The sequence below is a fragment of the Aeromonas caviae genome, from assembly GCF_000819785.1.
Lineage (GTDB): Bacteria > Pseudomonadota > Gammaproteobacteria > Enterobacterales > Aeromonadaceae > Aeromonas > Aeromonas caviae.
Window position 1 is genome coordinate 169,653 of record NZ_CDBK01000088.1, and the last position, 18,885, is coordinate 188,537.

General features: G+C 62.4%; 18 protein-coding genes and 1 riboswitch. Of the genes, 8 read left to right on the forward strand and 10 right to left on the reverse strand.

The features are described from left to right. Positions 1 to 111: 111 nt before the first annotated feature. The 3 genes from BN1120_RS15685 (at position 112) to BN1120_RS15695 (ending at position 7,776) form a co-directional block, all read left to right on the forward strand. On the forward strand, positions 112 to 1,254 hold the full coding sequence (locus BN1120_RS15685) for a 3-phenylpropionate MFS transporter (RefSeq protein ID WP_010673233.1): 1,143 nt from the start codon (positions 112 to 114) through the stop codon (positions 1,252 to 1,254). A gap of 63 nt (positions 1,255 to 1,317) precedes the next feature. Continuing rightward, complete coding sequence (locus tag BN1120_RS15690) at positions 1,318 to 4,779, forward strand: hybrid sensor histidine kinase/response regulator (protein ID WP_010673234.1); 3,462 nt, start codon at positions 1,318 to 1,320, stop codon at positions 4,777 to 4,779. A gap of 201 nt (positions 4,780 to 4,980) precedes the next feature. Further along, positions 4,981 to 5,067, forward strand: a riboswitch (cyclic di-GMP riboswitch). A 111-nt stretch (positions 5,068 to 5,178) separates the two neighbouring features. After that, positions 5,179 to 7,776 carry a glycosyl hydrolase family 18 protein gene (locus tag BN1120_RS15695; RefSeq protein ID WP_042016799.1) on the forward strand — a complete coding sequence of 866 codons (2,598 nt, stop codon included), beginning with the start codon at positions 5,179 to 5,181 and terminating at the stop codon, positions 7,774 to 7,776. A 140-nt stretch (positions 7,777 to 7,916) separates the two neighbouring features. Here BN1120_RS15695 and BN1120_RS15700 read toward each other — a convergent pair whose 3' ends face one another. Then, on the reverse strand, positions 7,917 to 8,717 hold the full coding sequence (locus BN1120_RS15700) for a putative RNA methyltransferase (protein WP_042016801.1): 801 nt from the start codon (positions 8,715 to 8,717) through the stop codon (positions 7,917 to 7,919). A 127-nt stretch (positions 8,718 to 8,844) separates the two neighbouring features. After that, positions 8,845 to 9,483, reverse strand: coding sequence for a cAMP-activated global transcriptional regulator CRP (gene crp / locus BN1120_RS15705; RefSeq protein ID WP_010673237.1), 639 nt, complete (start codon positions 9,481 to 9,483; stop codon positions 8,845 to 8,847). Between the two features lie 373 nt (positions 9,484 to 9,856). Between crp and BN1120_RS15710 the strand changes: the two genes are divergently transcribed. Together BN1120_RS15710 and BN1120_RS15715 are read left to right on the forward strand one after the other, a co-directional pair. After that, positions 9,857 to 10,261, forward strand: coding sequence for an OsmC family protein (locus BN1120_RS15710; RefSeq protein ID WP_042016802.1), 405 nt, complete (start codon positions 9,857 to 9,859; stop codon positions 10,259 to 10,261). Positions 10,262 to 10,309: 48 nt separating this feature from the next. Then, the gene (locus BN1120_RS15715) at positions 10,310 to 10,609 is read left to right on the forward strand and encodes a hypothetical protein (protein WP_010673239.1); all 300 of its coding nucleotides are present in this window, start codon (positions 10,310 to 10,312) and stop codon (positions 10,607 to 10,609) included. Between the two features lie 69 nt (positions 10,610 to 10,678). On the opposite strand, the gene BN1120_RS15720 is transcribed toward BN1120_RS15715, so the two are convergent. The 3 genes from BN1120_RS15720 to BN1120_RS15730 form a co-directional block, all read right to left on the reverse strand. Continuing rightward, a complete protein-coding gene (locus tag BN1120_RS15720; protein ID WP_042016804.1) occupies positions 10,679 to 11,212 on the reverse strand; it encodes a DUF4136 domain-containing protein in 534 nt (177 codons plus the stop codon). 16 nt (positions 11,213 to 11,228) lie between these two features. Continuing rightward, complete coding sequence (locus BN1120_RS15725; RefSeq protein ID WP_042016805.1) at positions 11,229 to 12,098, reverse strand: phosphoribulokinase; 870 nt, start codon at positions 12,096 to 12,098, stop codon at positions 11,229 to 11,231. A 235-nt stretch (positions 12,099 to 12,333) separates the two neighbouring features. Continuing rightward, the gene (locus tag BN1120_RS15730) at positions 12,334 to 12,579 is read right to left on the reverse strand and encodes a YheU family protein (RefSeq protein ID WP_042016806.1); all 246 of its coding nucleotides are present in this window, start codon (positions 12,577 to 12,579) and stop codon (positions 12,334 to 12,336) included. An 89-nt stretch (positions 12,580 to 12,668) separates the two neighbouring features. Here BN1120_RS15730 and BN1120_RS15735 point away from each other — a divergent pair, with 89 nt between their 5' ends. Then, on the forward strand, positions 12,669 to 13,820 hold the full coding sequence (locus tag BN1120_RS15735; protein WP_042016807.1) for a GGDEF domain-containing protein: 1,152 nt from the start codon (positions 12,669 to 12,671) through the stop codon (positions 13,818 to 13,820). Here BN1120_RS15735 and BN1120_RS15740 read toward each other — a convergent pair. The 3 genes from BN1120_RS15740 to BN1120_RS15750 form a co-directional block, all read right to left on the reverse strand. Continuing rightward, entirely contained in the window at positions 13,802 to 14,785 is a 984-nt protein-coding gene (locus tag BN1120_RS15740; protein WP_042016809.1) for a hydrolase, read from the reverse strand. The genes BN1120_RS15735 and BN1120_RS15740 overlap by 19 nt on opposite strands. Positions 14,786 to 14,845: 60 nt before the next feature. Next, on the reverse strand, positions 14,846 to 15,745 hold the full coding sequence (locus BN1120_RS15745; protein WP_010673245.1) for a chemotaxis protein: 900 nt from the start codon (positions 15,743 to 15,745) through the stop codon (positions 14,846 to 14,848). Between the two features lie 138 nt (positions 15,746 to 15,883). Next, on the reverse strand, positions 15,884 to 16,570 hold the full coding sequence (locus tag BN1120_RS15750; protein ID WP_042016811.1) for a hypothetical protein: 687 nt from the start codon (positions 16,568 to 16,570) through the stop codon (positions 15,884 to 15,886). Positions 16,571 to 16,609: 39 nt separating this feature from the next. On the opposite strand from BN1120_RS15750, the gene BN1120_RS15755 reads away from it, so the two are divergent. Both BN1120_RS15755 and BN1120_RS15760 read left to right on the forward strand, forming a co-directional pair. Further along, on the forward strand, positions 16,610 to 16,816 hold the full coding sequence (locus BN1120_RS15755; protein WP_010673247.1) for a YheV family putative zinc ribbon protein: 207 nt from the start codon (positions 16,610 to 16,612) through the stop codon (positions 16,814 to 16,816). A 146-nt stretch (positions 16,817 to 16,962) separates the two neighbouring features. Beyond that, positions 16,963 to 17,601: an FKBP-type peptidyl-prolyl cis-trans isomerase gene (locus BN1120_RS15760; RefSeq protein WP_010673248.1), complete on the forward strand. Its 639-nt coding sequence runs from the start codon at positions 16,963 to 16,965 to the stop codon at positions 17,599 to 17,601. A gap of 64 nt (positions 17,602 to 17,665) precedes the next feature. On the opposite strand, the gene BN1120_RS15765 is transcribed toward BN1120_RS15760, so the two are convergent. Both BN1120_RS15765 and BN1120_RS15770 read right to left on the reverse strand, forming a co-directional pair. Next, a complete protein-coding gene (locus BN1120_RS15765; protein ID WP_010673249.1) occupies positions 17,666 to 17,881 on the reverse strand; it encodes a SlyX family protein in 216 nt (71 codons plus the stop codon). A gap of 14 nt (positions 17,882 to 17,895) precedes the next feature. Beyond that, the gene (locus tag BN1120_RS15770; protein WP_042016813.1) at positions 17,896 to 18,864 is read right to left on the reverse strand and encodes a WD40 repeat domain-containing protein; all 969 of its coding nucleotides are present in this window, start codon (positions 18,862 to 18,864) and stop codon (positions 17,896 to 17,898) included. Positions 18,865 to 18,885 lie beyond the last annotated feature (21 nt).

Consider the following 18,885-nt stretch of genomic DNA (forward strand, 5'->3'; position numbering starts at 1 on the left):
CAAAGGTTCAACTTTATTGATATTTATGGTTTTTATCTGTCATGCCGCCTGGGGATCCCCGTCCCGAAATCGGTTATCATTTGTGCCCCTTGTCATGCAGCCCGAGCCTCTATGCCCGCGTTCTCCTGGTTAGCCCTGTTTTTTGGCGCCTTCTACTTCGTTTATGGCGCCTATCTGCCGTTCTGGTCGCTCTGGCTGGAAGGCATCGGGGTGAGTACTGAACAGATAGGGTTGTTGCTGGGGGTGGGCATGGCCATCCGCTTTGCCGGCAACCTGATGGTGATGGGGCGAGTCAAGGGGGCCGGCCAGTTGCTGCCCGTCACCCGGCTGCTCTGTCTGCTGAGTCTGCTGGCCTTCCTCGGTTTCTATCTGGGCCACAGCCTCTGGTGGCTGGTGGTGCTGACCCTGGCGGCCAACTTCATCTACCCGACCCTGATGCCCATGGGAGAGGCGCTTGCCACCCGCATGGTGGTGCAGACCCACCTCGACTACGGCAAGGTGCGGCTGTGCGGCTCCTTTGCCTTTATCGTCGCCTCCACCCTGGTGGGGGCCCTGGTGGGCAACTTTGGCAGCGACTGGGTGCTGCACACCATGGTGGCCGGGCTGCTGATCATGCTGGGGCTCAGCCTGCTGCCGCTGCGACCCGCCCCTCGGGAGCTGCAAGGGGAGCGGGCCAAGGCCTCGCTGCTCGTCACGCTCAGGTCGGCCCCGGTGCGCCGCTTCCTGCTCATCACCGCCCTGCTGCAGGGGAGCCACGCGGCCTACTACGGTTTCAGCGCCATCTACTGGAAAAGCGCCGGCTACAGCGGCACCCTGATCGGGTATCTCTGGGCTCTGGGAGTGGTGGCGGAGATCGCCATGTTCGCCGCGGACAAGCGCTTCCTCCAGCGCTTTGGCGCCCAGACCCTGTTTCTGGTGGGGGCCCTTGGCTGCGTGGTGCGCTGGGTGCTGCTCGGCAGTTCTACCGACCTGGCGGTGCTGGTGCTCGGCCAGCTGCTGCACGGGGTCACCTTCTGCGTCAGTCACCTCGGCGCCATCCGCTTCATGACCCGCCAGTTGCCCGCGGAGCAGCAGATCCCCACCCAGGCGCTCTATGCGGCCCTGGGCCTTGGCATGACGGTGGCGGCCCTGATGGCGATCTGCGGCGTGCTGTTCGAGCCGCTGGGAGGCGGCATCTTCTTTATCATGGTGCTGGTAGTGCTGCCGGTCTTCGTGTTGCGGCTGCGTGAAGAGAGCCCTGAACAGGGCCGATGACACAGGTCTGCCGGTCTCTGGCGCGGCAGGCCTCCGACTTATCTGGACAAGGGAAGTAGAGAGATGCACCAAGGATGGCTGCTGATCGGGTTGTCGCTCGCCTATCTGGGCTTGCTGTTCCTCATCGCCTATGTGGCGGACAAGAACAAGCGCCGTCGCCCCAAGGGGCAGCCTCTGCTCTACAGCCTGTCGCTGGCGGTCTATTGCACCTCCTGGACCTTCTTCGGCACCGTGGGCCAGGCCAGCGAATCCCCCTGGTCGCCGGTGCCCATCTACCTGGGCCCCATGCTGGTGTTTCTGTTTGGCTGGCGCCTGCTGGCCCGCCTCATCCTGGTGGCCAAGCGCGAGCACATCACCTCCATCGCCGATTTCATTGCCGCCCGTTATGGCAAGTCCCAGCGCCTGGCCATGGTGATCAGCCTCATCGCCGTCATGGGGATACTTCCCTATCTGGTGCTACAGCTCAAGGCGATCGTCACCGGGCTCGATCTGCTGATGGCCAACAGCACGGGGGTCAGTCCCACCAGCAACATGGCGGAGCTGGCGCTGGGGGTCACCCTGCTGCTGGCCCTGTTCAGCATTCTATTCGGCACCCGCAACCTGGATGCCACCGAGCACCACAGGGGCATGGTGGTGGCCATCGCCTTCGAGTCCGTGGTCAAGCTGCTCGCCTTCATGGCGGTGGGGGGCTTTGCGCTCTGGCTCATCATCGCCAGACCGAGCGAGGCGCGTACTCTGGTGGCGGGCGACTTCCTCGATGCGGTGGTGGCGGTGACGCCGGGCAGTCTGCTGGAGCTCGCCATCTACACCCTGATCGCCATGTGCGCCGTCATCTGCCTGCCGCGCCAGTTTCACGTGACCGTGGTGGAGAACAACCAGGGGCAGGATCTGCACTGGGCCCGCTGGATCTTCCCCCTCTATCTCTTCCTGATGGGGCTCTTCATCTGGCCGCTGGCGCTGGCAGGCAAGCAGTGGGTCGGGGCAGACATGGCCTCGGACACCTATGTGATAAGCCTCCCCATGTCCCTCGGATTCGACGGCATGGCGATGCTGGCATTTCTCGGCGGTACCTCGGCGGCCACCGGCATGGTGATCGTCTGCACCATCGCCCTGGCCATCATGGTGAGCAACGATCTGGTGTTGCCGGTCCTGCTGCGCCGGGTCTGGCAACAGGGGCGGGACGAGCGTCTGATGCGGTTGCTGCTGCAGGTGCGTCGGGGTGCCATCTTGCTGATTTTGCTGGCGGCCTGGGCGCTCTATCTCTGGCTCGGGGATCTCACCAGTCTGTCGCGCATCGGCTATCTCTCGTTCGGGGCCGTGGCCCAGTTCGCACCGGCCCTGCTGCTCGGCCTGTACTGGCGTCATGGCAATCGCAAGGGCGTCTATCTCGGGCTCGCCCTCGGGGTCAGCCTCTGGTTCGTGACCCTGCTGGCGGAGAGCGGACTGCTGGCTGGCTCCCCCCTCGAAGCCCTGCTGGCGCCCCCAGACTGGCCGGCGGTGCGGGATCTGAGCCTGGGGGCCTGGTGCCTCTTCCTGAGTCTTCTGCTCAACCTCGCCGGCTATGTGGCGGGCTCCCTGCTGTCACGGGCGGCGGTGAGTGAGCGGCTGCAGGCAGCCAACTTCGTCGGCAAGACGAGCCGGGATACCTCGGCGCTTTATCATGCGCGGGTCTCGGTGAAGGAGCTGGAGATGCTGGCGGCCCGCTTCGTCGGTTCCAGCCGCGTCAAGCGGGCCTTCGGTCGTTTCGCCGGCGAGCGGGGAGGCACCCTGGCGCCCCAGATGCAGGCCTCCGCCGAGCTCATCGCCCACACGGAGCGACTGCTGGCCGGGGTGTTCGGTACCTCGTCCGCCCGCCTGGTGCTAGCCTCCGCCCTGCAGGGACGCAACATGCAGCTCGAGGAGATCGCCACCATAGTGGACGAGGCCTCCGACATGTTCCGCTTCAACCGCGGCCTGTTGCAGGGGGCAATCGAACACATGGGGCAGGGGATCTCCGTGGTGGACAGGGAGCTCAGGCTGGTGGCCTGGAACCGACGCTACATCGAGCTGTTCTCCTATCCCCCCGGTCTCATTCAGGTGGGCCGTTCCATCGAGGAGATCATCCGCTACAACGCCGGACAGGGGTTGTGCGGTCAGGGAGACATCGAGGCCCAGGTGGCGCGGCGGGTTGCCTTCATGAAGCGTGGCAGCCCCCATGTCTCGGCGCGGGAGCGTCCCGATGGTCGGGTCATCGAGATGCAGGGCAACCCCATGCCTGCGGGGGGCTTTGTCATGACCTTCACCGATATCACCCCGTTCAGGGCGGCGGAGCGGGTGCTGCGGGAAGCGAACGAGCACCTGGAGGCGCGGGTGGCCGAGCGCACCCACGAGCTCTCCGAACTCAACCGCCAACTGCTGCTGGTAAACCAGCAGGTGGAGCGGGCCAACCAGTCCAAGAGCCGGTTCCTGGCGGCGGTGAGCCACGACCTGACCCAGCCGCTGAACGCGGCCAAGCTCTTTACCTCCTCCTTGCTGGAGATGCTGCCCCCGGAGGACGAACCGGCTCGCATCGCTCGCCACATCGACGACGCCCTGGGGGCGACCGAGGATCTCATCACGGATCTGCTGGACATCTCGCGCCTCGAGGCGGGCAAGTTCAAGGCGAAGAAGCTCGATTTCGCCCTGAGCGATGTGCTGGACAATCTCAAGGCGGAATTCGGCGTGCTGGCCCAGGCCGGTGGGATCCAGTTCTCCGTGGTGGAGAGCCGCCTTGCGGTCTACAGCGATGTGCGCTTGCTGCGGCGGGTGTTGCAGAACTTCCTCACCAACGCATTTCGCTACAACCCCGGCGGTCGGGTGCTGCTTGGCTGTCGCCGCATGGGGGAGAAGGTGCGCATCGAGGTGTGGGACAACGGCCCCGGCATCCCGGAGGGCAAGCAGGAGGCGATCTTCGACGAGTTTTCCCGCCTCGATCACTCCCGCACCGCCAGGGAGCAGGGGCTTGGCCTCGGGCTCGCCATCGCCCGCGGCATTTCGCTGGTGCTGGGTCATCAGCTCTCCCTGCGCAGCTGGCCCGGAGCGGGGTCCGTCTTTGCCATCACCCTGAACCTCGCGACCCGGCCCGTCATCCCCAGCCAGGTGACGACCCCGGCCCTGCGAGACAGCCAGCTGGAAGGGGTCAGGATCCTCTGCATCGACAACGAGGAGGATATCCTCATCGCCATGGCCTCGCTGCTGGGACGCTGGGGCTGCGAGGTGCGCTGTGCCCAGAGCCTGGAGCAGGCGGAAGAGATCATCGGCGGCGGCTTCCTGCCTGCGCTGGTGCTGTCGGACTATCACCTGGATGACGGCAAGACCGGGTTGCAGGCGTTGCACATGATCAGGCTGGCCCATGGCAACGGTATCGGCGGCATCATCATCAGTGCGGATCGCAAGAGCGAGTTGCAGGCACAGATCCGTGAGCACGGCTTTGGCTACGTGAGCAAACCGGTCAAACCTCTCAAGCTGCGCGCCCTGATGAACAGCCTGCTGATGCCGGTTCAGTGACTGGTCTCACAGAATCCAGCATTGGCTGAACATTTTCTGGATGCCATCCAGGTGTCATGATCGCCGATGATGGTACCTATTTCGTCGCCATTTGCCGCGATTGGTGATAATTGAGTCTTGCTGGGTGTCACTTTTGGCAGGTGGCGGCCGAGCGACTCTCCTCTATAGTCATTCGGCGATTATTTTTGTCGCAAATCAAGTTGTGCAAAAAGGCAAACCGGATGAAAGTCCGGGACGCAAAGCTTCCGGTCTAAGGGTCTGCGTACCTAGGATAGCGGGGCCACCACAGGTTGTATCGTCCATGGGCCAAGCCATGGTTGCGATGTTGTCTGCGTTACCTGGCAGGTTGCGTTGCCTTTTTCGTTGTTAATTCCAATAACGAAATAAGGAAGTTCAAATATGTTAAGTCCAAAACTTTCCCTGCTGGCGCTTCTGGTCGGGGGGCTTTGCACTACCTCCGCCTTCGCCGCTGCCCCGGGCAAACCCACCATTGGCTCCGGTCCCACCAAGTTTGCCATCGTTGAAGTCAATCAGGCCGCTTCGGCCTACAACCAGCTGGTGACCGTCCACAAGGATGGCGCTCCCGTCAGCGTGACATGGAACCTATGGTCCGGTGACGTCGGACAGACCGCCAAGGTACTGCTCGACGGCAAGGAGGTGTGGTCAGGCCCGGCCTCCGCCGCGGGTACCGCCAACTTCAAGGTCACCAAAGGGGGGCGTTACCAGATGCAGGTGGCCCTGTGCAACGCCGATGGCTGCACTCTCTCCGACAAGAAGGAGCTGATGGTCGCCGATACCGACGGTAGCCACCTGGCGCCGCTCAATGCGCCCCTCAAGGAGAACAACAAGCCCTACGCCAACAAGTCCGGCAAGGTGGTGGGGGCCTACTATGTGGAGTGGGGTGTCTATGGTCGCAAGTTCACCGTGGACAAGATCCCGGCCCAGAACCTGACCCATATCCTCTACGGCTTCACCCCCATCTGCGGTGGCAACGGCATCAACGACAGCCTCAAAGAGATCTCGGGCAGCTTCGAGGCGTTGCAGCGCTCCTGTGCGGGCCGCGAAGACTTCAAGGTCTCCATCCATGATCCCTGGGCGGCGATCCAGATGTCCCAGGGCAACCTCAGCGCCTGGGATGAGCCCTACAAGGGCAACTTCGGCAACCTGATGGCCCTCAAACAGGCCCACCCGGACCTCAAGATCCTGCCGTCTGTCGGCGGATGGACCCTCTCCGATCCCTTCTATTTCCTGGGTGACAAGACCAAGCGCGATACCTTCGTCGCCTCGGTCAAAGAGTTCCTGCAGACCTGGAAATTCTTCGACGGCGTGGACATCGACTGGGAGTTCCCGGGCGGCCAGGGGGCCAACCCCAGCCTGGGCGGCCCGAATGACGGCGCCACCTATGTGGTGCTGATGAAGGAGTTGCGAGCCATGCTCGATGAACTGGAAGCCGAGACCGGCCGCCAGTATGAGCTGACCTCGGCCATCAGCGCCGGCGGTGACAAGATTGCCAAGGTGGATTATCAGGCGGCCCAGCAGTACATGGACCACATCTTCCTGATGAGCTACGACTTCAGCGGCGCCTTCGACCTGACGAATCTGGCCCACCAGACCAACCTCTTTGCCTCCAGCTGGGATCCGGCCACCAAGTACACCACCGACAAGGGCGTCAAGGCGCTGCTGGGTCAGGGGGTGACACCGGGCAAGATTGTGGTGGGGGCGGCCATGTATGGCCGTGGCTGGAGCGGAGTGAAGAACTACCAGGCCGGCAACCCCTTCACCGGCACCGCCACCGGACCGGTGAGCGGTACCTGGGAAAATGGCGTGGTGGATTACCGCGACATCGTCAACAACCGCATGGGCGCAGGCTGGGAGCAGGGCTATGACGAGTCGGCCGAGGCCCCCTATGTCTTCAAGGCCAGCAGTGGTGACCTCATTACCTTCGACAACGACCGCTCGGTCAAGGCCAAGGGGCAGTACGTGCTGGCGAACCAGCTCGGCGGTCTGTTCGCCTGGGAAATTGATGCGGACAACGGCGACATCCTCAACGCCATGCACGAGGGGCTGGGCCACGGCGAGGGTACGCTGCCGCCGGTCAACAAGCCGCCGGTTGCCAATGCCGGCAGCGATCTGAGTGCCACCGGCCCGGCCGAGGTGACCCTCAACGGCAGTGCCTCCCACGATCCGGAAAACGGGGCGCTGACCTACAGCTGGAAACAGGTCTCCGGACCCCAGGCCAGCCTGCTGGATGCCACCCAGGCCAAGGCCCGTGTGGTACTGGATGCCGTCAGCAGCGACATCAATCTGGTGTTCGAGCTGACCGTGACCGACGATCAGGGGCTCTCGGCCAAGGATCAGGTGGTGGTCACCAACAAGGCGCCGCAGCCGAACCTGCCCCCCGTGGTCAGCGTACCGGCCAGTGCGACCGTCGAGGCCGGCAAGCAGGTGAGCATCAAGGCCACCGCTTCCGACCCCAATGGTGATGCCTTGAGCTATCAGTGGACAGTGCCGGCCGGTCTTAGCGCCACCGGTCTGGACAGCGCGACCCTGGTGGTCACGGGCTCGAACGTGACCAGTGACACGGCCTACGATCTGACCCTGGTGGTCACCGACGGGGCGCTGGATGCCACAGCCGTTACCCGCCTGACCGTCAAGCCGGCCAGTACAGGTGGTGGCTGCGAGGCCAGCGATCCGGATGCGGCCAACCACCCGGCCTGGAGTGCAGGTACCGTCTACAACACCAATGACAAGGTGAGCCACAAGCAACTGGTGTGGCAGGCCAAGTATTGGACCCAGGGCAACGAGCCGAGCCGCACCGCCGATCAGTGGAAACTGGTGAGCCAGGTGCAACTGGGTTGGGATGCCGGAGTGGTCTACAACGGCGGTGATGTCACCAGCCACAACGGCCGCAAGTGGAAGGCCCAGTACTGGACCAAGGGCGATGAGCCCGGCAAGGCCGCCGTCTGGGTCGATCAGGGCGCGGCGAGCTGCAACTGATCTGCCGTGATGACAAATGGGGCCGAGGGCCCCATTTTTGTCTTGCTGCGTGGTCGGGTGTCTCTTCCCTGTCAGAGGAAAGGCGCACTCGCTTTGTCAAAAAGGCCCGTCAGGGCCTTTTTTCATGGTATCTCACCGGTTCACAGCGGTTTTTGCCACAGGCTGAGCAGCAGATCCTGCTCGAGGGCGTCGGGCCCCTGGTGGGTGAAGGCGTGGCGCTGCTCGCCGCTGGCACGCCAGCCGAGGCGACTGGTCTCCAGAATGTGCTCGCGCAGGCCCTGATCCAGCGCCGTACTGAACTGTGCGCGTTGCTGGGCAACACTGACAAGCCCGGTGAGGGCGGGCCAGCTCAGGGGATGTTCCATGCTCACCGGATTGAGGCTGACGCGCAATTGCCACTGATGGCGAGGGCCTGGCTGCACGTGGAGCAGATAGCCGCCCGGCGCCAGCCAGCTGACCAGGAGTTCCGTCTTGACCTTGAGGTCGTTGACCAGCAGCACCTGGGCCGTGCCAGGCAGTAGCGGGGCGCGCGCCGGGTCGGCGATGACGAACTGGCCTTCCGGTTGCGCCTTGTTGGCGGCGAAGATGGCATTCTTGGCCAGATCGAAACCGCCGACCTGCCAGCCGGGCAGCTGCTCAGCCAGGGCGCGGCAGTAGTACCCCTCGCCACAGCCGAGGTGGACAAGCTCGCGCTCGCCAAGAGGAGCGAGCAGGTTCGCCATGGCGTCCACCAGAGGCAGCTGGTGGCCTTGTTCCAGGAAGCGGCGCTTGGCGCGCAGCAGGGCCCGGCTGTCGCTGTCCTTGGGGTTCTTCTTGCCGGGGATGAGGTCCAGATAGCCTTCCGGTGCGGGATCGAAGTGGTGCTTGTTGTCGCAATAGACCCCGCGGGAGGCGGCATGAAGGTGCAGGGGGCTGCGGCAAAGGGGGCATTGAAGGTGCATAGGAGTTCTCTTGGCGAAGGCCATGACGGCGGGGCGTTCGGGATTATAGGGGAGAGGATCGGAAAAGGCTGCCATGGGCAGCCTTTTTATCCAACGGCGCTGTGCGGGCGCCGTCGGCGGAACCCGGTCAGCGGGTACCAAACACCACTATGGTCTTGCCGTGGGCGGAGATGAGCTCCTGCTCTTCCAGCATCTTGAGGATGCGGCCGACGGTTTCACGGGAGCAGCCGACGATCTGGCCGATCTCCTGGCGGGTGATCTTGATCTGCATGCCATCCGGGTGGGTCATGGCATCCGGCTGTTTGGCCAGGTTGAGCAGGGTCTGGGCAATGCGGCCGGTCACGTCCAGGAAGGCGAGGTTGCCGACCTTCTGGCTGGTGTGCTGCAGGCGCTTGGCCATTTGACCGGATAGACGCATCAGAATGTCCGGGTTGACCTGGATCAGCTGGCGGAACTTCTTGTAGGAGATCTCGGCGACTTCACAGGCGCCTTTGGCACGCACCCAGGCGGAACGCTCCGGATTCTCGTTCTCTTCGAACATCCCCATCTCGCCCAGGAAATCCCCCTGATTCAGGTAGGAGAGGATCATCTCCTTGCCTTCGTCATCCTTGATCAGGACGGCGACGGTGCCCTTGACGATGTAGTAGAGGGTTTCCGCTTTTTCACCGGCGTGGATCAGGGTGCTCTTGGCGGGATACTTATGAATGTGGCAATGCGACAAGAACCACTCAAGGGTGGGATCGCTTTGCGGTTTGCCAATGATCATGAGACTTCCTCTGTAGTGTCATTTTTATGGACTGTGCGTCCAGGCAAGTTGCCAAGCTTGCCATTCCTTACTCTTTGGTCGCAGTAGAATAAGAGCCTTTGCCTGTGCTGACAAGGCTTTGGGGTTTTGCCGTCCACCGGTGAGCCGCCATCTGCTGCGTCGTCCGGGGCATTCTAGGCAAGAAGAGGAGGTCGGATGTTGATTTCGATCTATTTCCCTTTGGGTCGTCGCCCGTTTCGCAGGAGAGGCTTGTCGCCGCAAAACGGAGCTTTATCGCCGGGAACGGGCAAGATCCTGGCGCATGTGCCACTCGACCCCGGCTTGAGGTATGCTATGGGCGTTAGAACCGTCGTCATTGAGAGGAAAGTGAGAGATGAAAGCCAAGGTCAGCTGGGTGGAAGGCATGAAGTTTGTGGGAGAGAGCGAGTCCGGTCATCAGGTGACCCTGGATGGCGCCAACCCGGGTGAAGGTGCCAGCCCGATGGAGATGATCCTGCTGGCTGTCGGCGGTTGCAGCTCCATCGATGTGGTCTCCATCCTGGAGAAGGCCCGTCAGTCCGTGACCGCCTGCCATGTCGAACTGGAAGGGACCCGCGCCGATACCGTTCCCCGGGTATTTGAGCAGCTCCACCTCAAGTTCGTGGTGACCGGCAAGGGTCTGGCGGAGAAGCAGGTCGCCCGTGCGGTGGATCTGTCCATGGAAAAATATTGTTCAGTTTCCCTGATGTTGGAAAAAGCGGTAGAAATTACCCATAGTTATCAAATCCTTGAGGGTTGACCGCTATAGTTTGTCCCGTCGATAACGCCATGACATAAGGAAAGTGCGATGAAAAAAATGATGATGTTGCTTCCCCTGTTCGGTCTGGCCGCCTGCAGCATGCCGCAGCCGACCCAGTATCAATACAGCCAGTATCAGTGCGGGGAAGAGTTGCTGGCCATCACCTATGATGCCCAGGCCGACATGGTGCAGTTCCCTTATGCCGGTGTCTATCACAAGCTGGGGCGCATCGAGTCGCCCAAAGAGACTGCCAGCTATTCCGACGGGGTGACTACCTTCTCCCGTCAGGACAAGCAGGCTACCCTGGTCAAGAGCGGTGTGACCCAGCTGACCTGCGAGTTGAAGTGACCCTGATGCCGTCACGGCGTGCATGGAAAACGGCCTACGTGAAGCAGGCCGTTTTTGTTGAAAGAGACATCACTCTGACGGTAGCGAGCCCAGCAACTGGATGGCCAGTTGCTGGCTAAGCTGGCCACGGGCCTCCTCTGCGACAGGCACGTCGCTGGCGAGCTGGATGGCGCTGCTCCACACCGCTTTCTGGCTATGCCCGTCGAGCAGCACGATGGCCAGGGTCCCCTTGCGGGCATTGGTGGCGGCGTTCAGGCCCGGTGTCATGCCGAGGCGGGAGAAGATCTCGCCATCGCTCATGTCCTGGCTGCCAGCTACCCCGATGGCGACCCAGACGTCGGCCTCATCCAGGGGAACGCTGCGCCAGCCTTTGCCGTCCAGCTGCCGGATGACGGCCTGCTGTACCGGCTCGAGCCAGGGCGCGGCGCTGTTGCCCGCATACTGGAATTGTTCGGCCAGCGCATAGCGTGGTGTCGCCCCGTAGGTCCAATGCTCCGCCGGGCGAACCACCATGGTGCCCGTTTCTACCGTGGGTGCGGCGGGGCCGGAGCTGCAACCGCCCAGCAGGGTTGCCAGCATGAATGAGAGAAGTGCAGCGCGCATCGTTAAGCTCCTTGGCTCAGGTGATCTTGCCCGTTTCGATCAGTTGCTGGATCAGGGGGCGCAGGATCAGTTCCATTGCGAAGCCCATCTTGCCACCCGGCACGACGATGGTGTTCATCCTGGACATGAAGGCGCCGTCAATCATCGACAGCAGGTAGGGGAAGTCCACCTGCTTGATGCCCCGAAACCTGATCACCAGCATACTCTCGTCCAGGCTGGGTATCACCTTGGCGCTGAAGGGGTTGGAAGTATCGACGGTCGGCACCCGCTGGAAGTTGATGTGGGTGCGGGAGAACTGCGGCGTGATGAAGTTGATGTAGTCGTCCATGGAACGCACGATGGAGTCGGTCACCGCCTCGCGGGAGTGGCCGCGTTCCGAGGTGTCGCGAATGAGCTTCTGGATCCACTCCAGGTTGACGATGGGCACCACGCCGATGAGAAAGTCCACGTGCCGCGCCACGTTGTGCTCCCCCGTGACCACGCCGCCATGCAGTCCTTCGTAGAACAGCAGATCCGTCTCGCCGGGCAGCTCCTGCCAGGGGGTGAAGGTGCCAGGCATCTGGTTGAAAGGCACCGCCTCGTCGAAGCTGTGCAGATAGCGCCGATACTGGCCGGTGCCGCTCTGGCCATACTCCTGGAAAAAGGACTCCAGCAGACCGAAATCGTTGGCCTCCGGGCCGAAGTAGCTGATATGCCGCCCCTGCTCCCGGGCCTTGCGGATAGCCACGTCCATCTCGGGCCTGGTGTAGCGGTGAAAACTGTCCCCCTCGACCACGGCCGCCTTGTATCCAAGCTGGTGGAACATGGAGCGAAAGGCGTTGGTGGAGGTGGAAGTACCGGCACCGGACGAACCGGTGACCGCGATGATGGGATGCTTGGCGGACATAGAATTCTCTCTTCCTTGGGAGTTCCGTTATAAGGGGTGGCCCAAAGTGCGGTCAAGTGCGCCGTCATCCTCCTGCAGCCACCACGCTTCCCGGCAATAGCGGTGAACGAGGGCTGCCCTGTGCTCTGGGTACGTTGGAATAGGTGCTGCTGGATAGCGAACTGGCCATGCGGCCTGATGGTGCGAGTTGGATAGGGGGAGGGCGGGGTGAGCCGCCCGATAAGCCGTGACCGCGCTACGCTTGGGGGAAGTCGTTAGTGGGTGACTTGCTTAAATGAGTCTTTGGGACGACATTGACACTTTCGTGCAGCTCGCTGTAGACAAGCACGGCGCTACCTTGTAGCAATTGTTGCCTGACTGCTTCGACCTTGTCGGTCAGGCTGACATCCTGTTCACCGTATTCGGTGCCTTCTTGCAGCACAAAGTGTTCGAGCAGGTTGGTGAGGGTGTCCGGCTCCAGTTCTTGCCAGGGGATAATCATGATTTCATCTTCACTCAGTGGGTTGCGGATATTGTCGGTGTCTGGTCGGCAAGCGCAAGGGATTTGTCTCGTTTTGGACGAGGGGTGCCATGCAATCCATTGACGCACGCCGACCCTCCAGTCAATTCGAACAGCACCTGTTCGATGCCCGCCGCCGCGCCCTGAGCGCCGGTTTGCGCTGGTACTGGGTCATCAATCTCATCGCCCTCGTATTTCTGCTGACCCGCTTCTACATCTATCGGGATGCACACCTGGTACTGGTCGGCAACCTGCCCTGGTCATACAAATGGCAGCTCTTTGCCATGATAGGTGTTGGCCTGCTGCTGCCGCTCGGGTGGGGCTGGCTCTCCCGTCAATCCCATGCCATCTGGCTGGTGTCCCTGTGCGTCTGTGCCCTGGCCTGGGGGCTAGCCTGGGCCATGGTGGGTTACACCATCTCGATCGTCGACTTGAAGGGAGGCTTCAGTTTCATTTTCAACATGGTCAGTCTGTTGCTGCTGACCGGTCTCGTCGCCGCGTATTGCGATGTGCGGCTGTTTTACGCACTGGTTTTTGTCCCCCTGCTGTTCTTGTTGATGAGAGCCTCCTGGAGTCCTGAGCCCTTTGTTCTGGTCAACACCATCGTGGTCGGGGTCTTGCTGGTGGTGCTGGAGACGGGGCGGCGCATGCTCAACGGCTGGTTCGAGCTTGCGGTGTCAAGGGAACACGACAACCTGATGCTGGCAAACAAGATGAATGCCATGGCCAACCGGGATCCCCTGACCGGCATAGCCAACCGTCGCCACTTCGATCAGGCGTGCAAGCGTGCCATTGCGCAAGGCACCACCCAGGATGTACCGCTCACCGTGATCCTGCTCGATGTGGATTTCTTCAAGCGCTACAACGATCGCTATGGTCATCAGGCGGGGGATGAGTGCCTGATCCTGGTGGCCGAGTGCCTGGAGGAGAGTGTGCGGGAGCCCGGCGATCTGGTGGCGCGCTACGGGGGAGAGGAGTTCGTGGTGTTGCTGCAGGAGACGACGCTGGCCGGTGGCCAGGAGGTGGCGGAGCGCATTCGCGCCACTCTGGCGGCCAGGGCTCTGCCCCATGAGGATTCCGACGTTTCCCCCCACCTCACCCTGAGCCAGGGGATAGCCCAGTGGCGAGCCGGGGAGAGCCTCGTCATGCTGCTCGAGCGGGTCGATGGCGCCCTCTATCAGGCCAAGGAAGAGGGGCGCAACGGTTACCGGTTCGCGCCCTGAGTCTGTTCCCGCAACCACTGGCTGATGCGCTCATCCAGCCAGAAGCGGGGGCGCCAGGGAGAGCCGTGCAGGAAGCCCACGTGGCCGCCCTGGCGGCTCAGCTCGTAGCGCACCAGAGGGGAGAGCTGCTCCGCAGCCGGAATGACGGCATCGGTCATGAAGGGATCGTCGGCGGCGTGAATGATGAGGGTCGGGATGGGAATGCGGGCCAGCAGGCCCAGGCCGGAGCAGGTTTGGTAGTAGTGATCGGCGCTCTCGAAACCATGGAGCGGTGCCGTCACCAGCTCGTCGAACTCCCTCAGTGTGGCTATGCGGGTGATCTGGGCCGGCTGCCAGCGCGCCCGTGCCGCGCTCTGGCGCCGGATCTTGCTTTGCAGGTTGGTTCGCATGGTCCGCAGCAGGTAGTTCTGATAGACCCGTGAGAAGCCCTGATTGACCCGTTCGGCACAGCTTGCCAGTTGCAGCGGGGCCGACACTACCACCGCCGCCTTCAATGGTGCCGGGCAGGCCCGCGCCAGCAGATTGACCAACATGTTGCCCCCCAGGGAATAGCCGATGGCGACCAGGGGGCGGCCAGGAAAACGCCGCCCCAGCTCGGCAATTACCGCCTGGGCGTCCTCGATGGCGCCTGAGTGATAGGCCTGCAGCAGCCGATTCGGCTCGCCACTGCACCCCCGAAAGTGCATCAGCACCGCCTCGTTCCCTTGCCGCTGCAGGTGGGCAAAGAGCCCCTTGGCATAGTGGGAGTGAATGCTCCCCTCCAGTCCGTGGAACACCACCACCAGGGGTTGTTCATCCTGGACGGGTTCGCCGCTCCAGGCCAGATCGACGAAATCGCCGTCCGGAAGTTCGAAGCGCTCTTGGATGAAGCGGGCAGGCGAGCGGCGCAGCCACTTGGGTAAAATGGTTTGCAGATGGGGGTTGCGGGCCCACCAGGGGGCGTGAAAGTGGCTTTCTGTCAACATGCAACGACTCGGAAGAGCAGGGAGGAAAAGGGGGCGGCGAGCCCTTGGCTCGCCGCGACATCAGGCCATCAGACGATCGTGGTGCTCGGCGCCGCGCAGCATGGCCTGGATCAGTTCGTTGGCTTCAAACTTGGTGAGCGCCTCGTGGGCGCCGACCTGATGGGCCCGCTCCACGCTGATCTCGCTGGAGAGGGAGGTGTGCAGGATGATGTAGGCTCCCGCCAGCTTGGCATCGCTCTGCACCTCGAAGGCCAGCTCGTAACCATCCAGTCCCGGCATCTCTATATCGCTCACCAGGATGTCGATCCGCTTGCCCTGGGAGACCCGGGTCTGCATCAGGGTGAGGGCGTCGCGTCCGTTGGTGCAGACCTCGTAGGGGATGTTGATGTAATCGAGCGCCGCCATGAGCTGGCGACGGGCGACAGAGGAGTCGTCTACCAGCAGGATCCGCATCGGCTTGAGCCGCTCGCGCTGCACGTCGGTCAGCACGGGGTAGAGATGGCTGGGATCGTCCGGATAGACCCGCGACAGGATGAGTTCCACATCCAGCAACTGGATCAACTGATCTCCCACCCGGGTCACGCCGGTGACGAAGACGTTCTGTCCCAAGGAGGGAGGGGGCGGCTCGATGTCACGCCAGTTGCACTCGGTGATCTTGTCGATGCCCCGCACCAGAAAGCCCACCAGGGTGCGGCGGCAATCGGTGATGATGATGAAGCAGTGGGGCATCTCCTCCCGGCTGATGGGGCGGTAGCCCACGGCCATTGCCATGTCGATCACCGGGATGGTGGTGCCGCGCATGCTGGCGGCCCCGAGCACGGTGGGATGGGATTGTGGCAGGGCGGTGAGCTGGGTGTAGGGCACGATCTCCTTCACCTTGAGGGTACCGATGGCGAAAGATTGTCTGGCAGAGAGGTGGAACAGCAACATGCCCTGGGATTGGTTGGCCTTGCTCGTCATGGCGGATGTCCTGTTGATCTAGTCGGTGACGGTCAATCGGGTGTTCAGCATAAAAGATGGTGACATGAATGACCCCTTTGTTGTTAGCGGCGGTGAGCCGCAAAACTGGATTTCTTTTGCCATCCTTTTATGCCTCTCTTATCGGGTCGCGGACGGCTGAGGGGAGAGGGGCGCCCCGAGCCATTGCAGATGAGCCTCGGCCAGCGCGCTTTCATCCCGATAACCCAGCCTGCTCACCACCTGTGACGGTGTGCTGCCGCTTCGCAGCAGGCGAATCCCCTGCAACAGTTGCCACTGATCCTGCAGTGCCCGGGCGTCCGGGCCCTCGAGACCGCGAGTGCCCAGCAGGGTCTGCCAGGCAGCCACGCTATCCGGCTGCGCTCTGGCCAGGGCTTGCCAGGCATCTTGCAGTGCCTGATCCCCCAGTGACGAGATGGTGCAGCCGTGCAACTCATCCCCCACCACTTGCAGCCGCTGCCCATAGGGGCCTTGCCAGTCGCGGGGGCGTGACCAGGCCGCCAGGCTGTCCAGCAGTGCGTCCATCAACGGGCTTGCCTGCAACCAGCCAGCCTGGGCGGGCTGGGGCACCCGCACGGAGCAGGCCAGCAGATCATGCTGGCAGCCAGCCAGAGGGGTGAAGGCGGCGAGGGCATCGGCACAGAGCCAGAAGTGGCTGCCAGGTGTCAGCAGCAGCTCATGGGCACCCAATTTCAGCAGCGCCACCCCCTGGGTGACGCGCAGCAATTGGCCCATGGGGGAGCGCTTGCGGGGGCCGACCTGAAGGGTGGAAGTGGAAAAATGCTGATATTCGATGGCGTGATGCATGTAAAAACCCTGATATGATGCTGCCTGGAGGTAACAAAAATGGAAACCAGACGTAAAAAACGCTTCATTGCCGGGGCGGTTTGCCCGGCGTGCGGCAAGATGGACACCATGATGCTGTATATGGAGCATGGAGTCGAGAAGGTGACCTGTGTCGAGTGCGGGGATACCCAGGTGCAGACCCAGGAGCAGGTGGACAAGGCGACGCGTGAGGCGGAGCAGGTGATAGGGGTGTTTCGTCCCGAGTGAGTGCCATGCCTCAAGGTGATGGTACGCCGGTCAGGCTGGTCGCTGTTGATGACTTTTTCATCACACTGCAGCCGGGCCGACCATATGCTTGTCTGCCTTTTTGAGGTATTCTGAGCCCGTTTTTTTCTATCCGCAGGATCCCTGACATGAAAGTAGCTCCCCTGAGCGTGGTTACGCTGGAATACACGGTCACCGACGAACACGGTGAAGTCATCGACACCACTGTCGGTAAAGAGCCGCTGGTGTATCTGCACGGTACCCGTTACCTGGTCTCCGGCCTCGAAGCCGAGCTGGAAGGTCGCAGCGTGGGCGAGGCGTTCGACGTCACCCTGACGCCGAACCAGGCCTATGGCGAGTACGACGAGAATCTGGTGCAGGAAGTGCCCGGCGAGCTGTTCGACGGTATGGAAGTGTCTGAAGGGGATACTTTTGTGGCCGAGACCGACGACGGCCACCGCCCGGTGACCGTCATCGAGGTGTCCGAGGAGTTCATCAAGGTGGACGGCAATCATCCCCTGGCTGGCGTGACCCTGGGCTTCAAGGTCGAGATCAAGGACGTGCGTGCCGCGACCGCCGAAGAGCTGGCCCATGGCCATGTGCACGGCGCTGGTGGCTGCGGTCACGATCATGGTCATGACCATGATCACGGCCATGATCACGATCATGACCACGGTGGCTGCTGTGGCGGCCATGGTCACAACCATGCACACGATCACGGCGACGATCACGGTCACGGTGGTTGCTGCGGTGGTGGCGGTTGTGGTGGCAAGGGCCATCAGCACTGATCACGGCCTGGCCGATGATAAAAAAACCCGCGCATGGCGCGGGTTTTTTTATGGCTGGCACTCATCAGTAGTGCGGTGGCGGCGTCTCTTCGGCCATGCTGGCGATCTGGCTCGGCTGTACGCTCTGCAATTTATCCACCAGTAGATGGATCTGGTGTTTGAGCCGGTCCAGCTCGCGACCCTGGGTGGTGACCTCGTCGTTGAGCTGCTCCACCGTGTATTCGGCAAAAGCGAGGCGGCTTTCCAGGGTTTCGAGGCGTTCGTTTAGTTGCTGACTCATGGGCCTTTTGGTCCTTACTTGATAGTCCAGATTTCAGCCAGGCCACTGGAGCTGGCACTGACGAGGTGGTCATTGTCGCGCAAAGCCACGCCATAGACCACAGCGCTCGGCGGTTTCACCTTGGGATGGGGCGAGACGCGCCAGCTCTGCAACGGCTGGCCGTCACTCACCTGCCACAGAGTGAGCTGGCGGGAGGGGGCGCCGGTGATGAGCCAGTTGCCGCCGTTGGCAAAGCGGGCGCTGGTGTAGACCTCGAAGCGGTGATCGTATTGCAACCGGCTGTGCTCCTTGCCGGTTTTGAGATCCCAGATGCTGGCCTGGCGACTGTCTGCGGTGAAGGCGAAGCGTCCGGACGGATCCAGTCTCGCCATCACGACTCGCCCGGCGTGGTTGAAGCGCCACACCACCTGGCCCGTGCGGGTATCCCACAGATAGGCGCTGTAATCGTTGCCGCCGGTGAGGGCATAGCGACCATTGGGGGAGAGATCCACCGTGTTGACCTGTTCGGTGTGGCCGAGGAATTGCAGCCGGCGTCCGGTCTGGGTGTCGACCACTTCCGCCTTGCCGTCTTCACGGCCGATGAGCACCTGGCGGCCATCCGCCGAGATCGCCGCATCGCGCAGGCGGGATTCTGGCAGGGAGTAGTAGCCCTGGGAGCGGCCATCCTGCAAGCGCCAGATGGCGAAGGTGTGCTGAGTGGCGGTGATGGCATGGCTGTCATCGGGGGAGAAGCGGGTCAGGGTGACGAACTCCTCCTGGTCGTCGCTCTGGCGCCAGCGCCAGCGCTCCTTGCCCTGTTCCAGATCCCACACCACAGTGCCCTGACTCAGGCTGGAGACGAGCGCGAGCTTGCCGGAACTGGCGAGATCCGCGCTCAGCAGCCCCTGGTTGGCGAGGTGGATCTGCTGGCTGGGAAGTGAGCGTTGTTCGCACCCCGTCAGCATCAGGCAAATACCGATGAGATAAATGGCACTTTTGATCATTTTTCCTGTCTCATGCTTTCG